Origin of the sequence: Variovorax sp. E3 (genome assembly GCF_016082275.1) — a bacterium.
In the GTDB taxonomy this organism is placed as follows: Bacteria; Pseudomonadota; Gammaproteobacteria; order Burkholderiales; family Burkholderiaceae_C; genus Variovorax.
Genome location: NZ_MOWM01000268.1, coordinates 1 through 5,609, shown reverse-complemented (window position 1 = coordinate 5,609; position 5,609 = coordinate 1). Strand labels below are relative to the sequence as shown.

The following is a 5,609-nucleotide window of genomic DNA, read 5'->3' as shown; positions in this document are numbered from 1 at the left end:
TGCTCGCGGCCGGCGGCGTGCGCGCGGCGGCGCGCCAGGCCTACGAGCGGGCCATCGGGTTGAGCACCAGCGCGGTGGTGCGGGCTTATCTCAATGCCATGTCGCAGCGGCTTTGAACAGTTTCACTTCGTGCTGTTGAAGGTCCGAGGGAACAGCACGGCCTGCGAGCGGTCGCGCAGCCGGTAGCTCATGGCCGGGCGCCCGAGCCCGCCGGCCACCATGCCCGCCTCTTCCATGAAACCGCCGTCGAGCATGCGTTTGCGGAACGCGCTCTTGTCGACGTCGCGGCCCAACACCACTTCGTAGACGTGCTGCAGCGCCGGCAACGTGAATGGCTCTTCGAGCAGAAAGGCAGGCAGCGAGGTGTATTCGACCTTGCTGCGCAGCCGCGCGACAGCCGCATCGAGCAGCTCGCCGTGATCGAACGCCAATCGCTTGCGCGAGGCGACATCGACATCGAACCACGCCGCCTCGGCCGCATTCGCACCGCTGCGCAACTGCATCGCCTGTGCAGGTGCCAGCGCATAGAAGCAATGCGTGGTCGACCAGCCACGCGGGTCGCGCCGCGCGCCGCCCCAGCTGCCGAGCTGCTCGAGGTAGGGCGCGGCTACGCCGGTCTTCTCGCGCAGCTTGCGCAATGCGCAGTCGAGCAGCGTGTCGTCTTCGTCGATTTTCACGAAGCCGCCGGGCAATGCCCACTTGCCGGGAAACGGCTCATCGGTGTCGGCGGGCCGCTTGACCAGCAGCACCTGCAGCGTGCCGCCGAGCACGGTGAACATCACCATGTCGACCGTCACCAGCGGGCGCGGAAACGTCAGGAGCGGATATTTCGGTTGGGATGTGTTCACGGCAAAGGCTTGACGCCGGATTTATTAGTTGTACTATACAACCGCAAATTAGTTGCACAGAACAACTCAAAAGAAAGAACAAGAATGAACACTGCTGTCACACCCCTTCCGACCGAGCGACACATCGCGCAGCGCGCGCGCTGGCCGCAAGGCGGCCAACACATCCTCGCGCACCACGACGCCGAATCCGTCGTCGTCTACCAGGCCTATCGCCCCGCCATCGGCGAGTACGCGATCCGCCACGGCCGACTCGACGGTCCGGATTTCAGCCTTTCGCGCATGAGCTGGATCAAGCCCAACTTCCTCTGGATGATGTACCGCAGCGGCTGGGGCACCAAGGAAGGCCAGGAGGTCACGCTGGGCCTGCGGCTGCGTCGCGCGTTCTTCGAGCGCGTGGTGCGCGAGGCCGTGCCGTCGACCTTCGACGCGGCCTACCCCAGCCGCGAGGCCTGGCAGGCCGCCGTCGGGCGCTCCGATGTACGTCTGCAATGGGATCCGGACCACGCGCCCAGCGGCCACAAGCTGGAGCGCCGCGCGATCCAGCTCGGCCTGCGGGGGCGCAGGCTGGCCGCATTCGCGCACGAGGAACTGCTGGAAGTCATCGACATGCGCGCCTTCGTGGACGCACAGCGCCCGCTCGCGCAGAACGACAACCCCGAACTGCAACTGCCGGTGGAGCGCCCGCTCGACATCGGCCACTGAGGACAAGAAAAAATGACGACGACAAATACATCGACCGCTCCGCGCCGCACTCAAGACCTGCCGGCCTGGTTCGCGCAGGGCCACCGCCCCGAGTACCTGCTCTTCTGGGGCCACCAGACGCCGAAGAGCGGCGTGAACAAGAGCTGCTTCAGCCAGTGGTTCGAGGCGCAGTTCAGCGTCGACGGCGTTCGCTACCGCACGGCCGAGCATTTCATGATGGCCGGCAAAGCGCGGCTGTTCAACGACGCCGAGACCTGCGAGCGCATCCTCGCGGCCCGCACGCCCGCCGAAGCCAAGAAGCTCGGCCGCGAGATCCGCGACTTCGACGAGGCCGCATGGGCGGCCGCGCGGCTGGACATCGTCACGCGCGGCAACATCGCGAAGTTCTCGCAGAACGCGGCGCTCGGCGCCTTCCTGCTCGGCACGGGCCATCAGGTGCTGGTGGAAGCCAGCCCGGTCGACCCGATCTGGGGCATTGGCCGCGCCGCGACCGACCCCGCCGCGCAGGACCCGCGCGAATGGAAGGGCCTCAACCTGCTGGGCTTCGCGCTCATGGCCGCGCGCGAGGCACTGCGGAGCGTGCAGCCATGAACGCGGAGCGCTACCGCGGCTGCCTGCTCGGCCTGGCCTGTGGCGACGCCGTGGGCACCACGGTCGAGTTCCGCGCGCGCGGCACCTTCGCACCTGTCACGGGCATGCAGGGCGGCGGGCCGTTCGGGCTGATTCCCGGCGAATGGACCGACGACACCTCGATGGCGCTGTGCCTTGCCGCGAGCCTGATCCACTGCAAGGGCTTCGACGCCCTCGATCAGATGAACCGCTACTGCAACTGGCGCAGCGTGGGCTACATGAGCAGCACCGGCAACTGCTTCGACATCGGGCTCACGGTGTCGGGCGCCCTCACCCGCTACCTTGCGTCGGGCGATCCGTTCGCGGGCGATCCCGATCCGCGCACGGCCGGCAACGGTGCGCTGATGCGGCTCGCGCCCGTGCCGATGTTCCATGCGGCCAGCGCCGAGGCCACTTGGCGGCAGGCCGGCGAGAGCACGCGCACCACACACGGCGCAATGGAAGCCATCGAATGCTCGCGGCTCTTCGCATTGCAACTGCGCGCGGCGTTGCATGGCGCCAGCAAGGCCGGGATCCTGGCGGTCGAGCCGCTGGCGCCGTTGAGCGCAAAAGTCGCGGCACTGGCACGCGGCGACTACGTCACCAAGACGCGCGACCACATCAAGGGCTCGGGCTATTGCGTCGAATCGCTCGAGGCGGCGCTCTGGTGCTTTGCGCACACCCGGTCGTTCGAAGAAGCCGTGCTCGCCGCCACCAACCTGGGCGACGACGCCGACACCACCGCAGCGATCTGTGGACAACTGGCGGGCGCGTTCTACGGCGCCAGTGCCATTCCGCCAACCTGGCTACAGCCGCTCGCCATGCGCGACGAGATCGAGCAGATGGCCGACCAGTTGCTGGCATTGGCCGGTTGAGCGTCGGCCCGGTGCCTTATTGCGGCACGGCGGCCGCCACGCCCTCACGCCGCGCATCAAGCTGGCTGCCCCCTTGCGACAGCGACACCGCCACCACCGCATTCGTCGCCGCATCGCGCCGGAACACGAACTGCGCGCCGATGCCCACCACCGCGAAGCGATCGGGCCCCGTGGGCGTCAGCGCGCTGTAGCCGCGCCCGGTCTCGCGCACCAACAGCTTCGAGCCGCGCACGGTGAAGCTCAGCGCCTTGGCCTTGCTGATGCGGAACTCGCCCTTGTAGTCGTCCAGCCGCTCGGGGTCCAGCGGCACTTCGGTCGTCGGCACCGGGTAGCGGCTCTTGCCGACGGCCAGCATCACGGGCTGCAGCGGCGCACGCGCGTTGCTGCCGAGCACGACCAGCGCCTCGTTGGTGTCGGGCGCGATCAGCCACAGCGTGCGGTAGCCCTCGGTCAGCCCCGCGTGCCAGTAGGTGCGGCGCCCGCCTTCGGGGCCGCGCACCATCACCGCGTAGCCGATCTCGGCGCCCTCGTAGCGCGCCAGCGGCGTGAGCATGCGCGCGGCGGCCGGGCCCAGCGGGCCGGCCGCGCCCGCGATGACGGCGCGGCTGAAGGTGATCATGTCGGCGGCGGTGGAACGCAGCGCGCTGGCCGGCGCGTAGGCCTGCATGTCGAACAGCGGCTGGCGGCGGTCGCCGGCAAAGGCCGGGGCCATGCGCGAGCCTTGTCGCCCAGCGTGATGACGGTGTCGTTCATGCCCAGCGGCTCGGTGATGCGCGCGCGCACCAGCTCGCCCCACGAGGTGCCGTAGTGCTCGGCCAGCAACTGGCCCAGCAGCGCCATGCCGAAGTTGCTGTACGAGCCCTCGCACGGCGGCGCGGCGGCCGTGAGCTTGATGCGCGCCAGCGCGGCCCAGAACATCGGCTTGTCGAAGCTGCGGAACTGCTCGGCCAGCGCCGGCCCGCCCGCCACGCCGTCGGCCATCACCGGCATGCAGCCGGTGTGCGTGACCAGCTGGCGCAGCGTGACCGAAGCCACGGCGGGCGACAGCCCCTCGACCTTGCCCGCGAGCAGCTTGCCCACGGTGTCGTCGAGCTTCAGGTCGCCGCGCTCCACCGCTTGCGCGAGCAGCAGGCCGGTGAAGACCTTGGTGATGGAGCCGATCTCGAACATCGGCTGCTCGGCGCTGTTGGGCTCGATGGGGCGCGGCGACGACGGCGGTTCGGGGTTGTAGGCCGCGCCGTAGGCGGGTTTGCCGCCGCGCAGCGTGCCGACCACCAGCGTGCCGCGTTCCGGGCCGAGCGCGGCCTTGGCGATGAAGGCCGGGTCGCTGGCCAGCGTGAGGGGCTGCAGTTGCGCGGCGGCGGGGCCTGCCACAAGCGGAACCAGGATCGGAACCAGGAGCCAGGCCGCAAGCCGGCGGCATGTAGTAGCGCGGGGCAAAAGCCGCATCGTCGGGTTCCTCGGGCGTCGTCGAACAGGCACCATCGTGCCACGGCTATGTAACAACGTGCGCGCGCCGCGACAATCGGTGCATGCGCGCATTGCTCACGACCTTCTCCTGGCAGGAACTCCGCCACCACCCCTGGCGCAACGCGGCGGCCGTGCTGGCCGTGATGCTGGGCGTGGCGCTGGCCTTCTCGGTGCAGCTGATCAACGCGTCGGCGCTCGACGAGTTCTCCAGCGCGGTGCGCTCGGTCAACGGCCAGCCCGACCTCGAAGTGCGCGCCGTGCAGGGCGGCTTCGACGAGGCCGTGTTCGCGCGCATCGCGCGGCACCCGCAGGTGGCGCTCGCCAGCCCCGTGGTCGAGTTCCAGGGGCTGGCGCTTGCAAGCGGCGAACGCCAGGTGCCGATGCGCGTGATCGGCATCGACGCATTGGTGCTGCCCACCATCGCGCCCGCGCTGATGCCGCAGGCGCGCCCGGCGCCGACCGCTTCGCGCTGTTCGCGCCGGGCCATGTGTTCCTCACGCCGCGGCGCGCACGGCGCTGGGCCTGCCGGCCGAAGCAGTTGCCGGCACGCCCGAGACGGTGCAGCTGCGCAGCGGCGATGCATGGCAGCGGCTCGACGTGGCCGGCCACGTGGCAGCCGGCGGCACGGCGCTCGCGGTGATGGACATCGCCGCCGCGCAGGAGCTGTTCGGCCAGATCGGCCGGATCGGTCAATTGAGCCGCATCGACCTGCGGCTCGCGCCCGGCACCGACCGCGCCGCCTTCATGGCCTCGCTGCAGCAGTCGCCGGGCTGGCCCGCCGGCGTGCAGTTCGCCGAGCCGGGCGATGCGGCCGAGCGCGTGAGCAACCTGTCGCGCGCCTACCGCGTGAACCTCACGGTGCTGGCGCTGGTGGCGCTGTTCACCGGAGCCTTCCTGGTGTTCTCGGTGTTGGCGCTCAGCGTGGCCAAGCGCGCGCAGCAGTTCGCGCTGCTCGGCGTGCTGGGCCTCACGCCGCGCGAGCGGCTGCGGCTGGTGCTGGCCGAATCGCTGGTGCTGGGCCTGATCGGCAGCGCGGCCGGGCTCGCGCTCGGCACCGCGCTCGCGGCCTTTGCGCTGCGCGTGCTCGGCGGCGACCTGGGCGGGG

At 70.1% G+C, this 5,609-nt stretch carries 6 protein-coding genes and 1 pseudogene; 4 read left to right on the top strand and 3 right to left on the bottom strand.

What is annotated here, in order from left to right; all coding sequences use genetic code 11:
• Positions 1-122: 122 nt before the first annotated feature.
• Complete coding sequence (locus BMG07_RS39565; protein ID WP_269759865.1) at positions 123-785, bottom strand: NUDIX domain-containing protein; 663 nt, start codon at positions 783-785, stop codon at positions 123-125.
• Positions 786-932: 147 nt separating this feature from the next.
• Here BMG07_RS39565 and BMG07_RS39560 point away from each other — a divergent pair, with 147 nt between their 5' ends.
• From BMG07_RS39560 to BMG07_RS39550, 3 genes are read left to right on the top strand one after another with little or no spacing between them, the layout of a single operon-like run.
• Positions 933-1,550: a DUF4291 domain-containing protein gene (locus tag BMG07_RS39560; RefSeq protein ID WP_198089047.1), complete on the top strand. Its 618-nt coding sequence runs from the start codon at positions 933-935 to the stop codon at positions 1,548-1,550.
• 12 nt (positions 1,551-1,562) lie between these two features.
• Positions 1,563-2,141, top strand: coding sequence for an NADAR family protein (locus tag BMG07_RS39555; protein WP_198089046.1), 579 nt, complete (start codon positions 1,563-1,565; stop codon positions 2,139-2,141).
• Positions 2,138-3,034: an ADP-ribosylglycohydrolase family protein gene (locus BMG07_RS39550; protein ID WP_198089045.1), complete on the top strand. Its 897-nt coding sequence runs from the start codon at positions 2,138-2,140 to the stop codon at positions 3,032-3,034. Before BMG07_RS39555 ends, BMG07_RS39550 begins: the two co-directional genes overlap by 4 nt.
• 16 nt (positions 3,035-3,050) lie before the next feature.
• On the opposite strand, the gene BMG07_RS43725 is transcribed toward BMG07_RS39550, so the two are convergent.
• Positions 3,051-3,746 carry a serine hydrolase gene (locus tag BMG07_RS43725; protein WP_269759864.1) on the bottom strand — a complete coding sequence of 232 codons (696 nt, stop codon included), beginning with the start codon at positions 3,744-3,746 and terminating at the stop codon, positions 3,051-3,053.
• Complete coding sequence (locus BMG07_RS43720; protein WP_307867303.1) at positions 3,650-4,408, bottom strand: serine hydrolase domain-containing protein; 759 nt, start codon at positions 4,406-4,408, stop codon at positions 3,650-3,652. Before BMG07_RS43720 ends, BMG07_RS43725 begins: the two co-directional genes overlap by 97 nt.
• A 158-nt stretch (positions 4,409-4,566) precedes the next feature.
• Between BMG07_RS43720 and BMG07_RS39540 the strand changes: the two are divergent.
• Positions 4,567-5,609: pseudogene (locus BMG07_RS39540) on the top strand (ABC transporter permease); the annotation flags it as partial.

Excerpts from the sequence above, each read along its gene's own strand:
- BMG07_RS39565 (WP_269759865.1), bottom strand. The coding sequence starts at position 785 with ATGGTGATGTTCACCGTGCTCGGCGGCACGCTGCAGGTGCTGCTGGTC.
- BMG07_RS39560 (WP_198089047.1), top strand. The coding sequence starts at position 933 with ATGAACACTGCTGTCACACCCCTTCCGACCGAGCGACACATCGCGCAG.
- BMG07_RS39555 (WP_198089046.1), top strand. The coding sequence starts at position 1,563 with ATGACGACGACAAATACATCGACCGCTCCGCGCCGCACTCAAGACCTG.
- BMG07_RS39550 (WP_198089045.1), top strand. The coding sequence starts at position 2,138 with ATGAACGCGGAGCGCTACCGCGGCTGCCTGCTCGGCCTGGCCTGTGGC.
- BMG07_RS43725 (WP_269759864.1), bottom strand. The coding sequence starts at position 3,746 with ATGGCCCCGGCCTTTGCCGGCGACCGCCGCCAGCCGCTGTTCGACATG.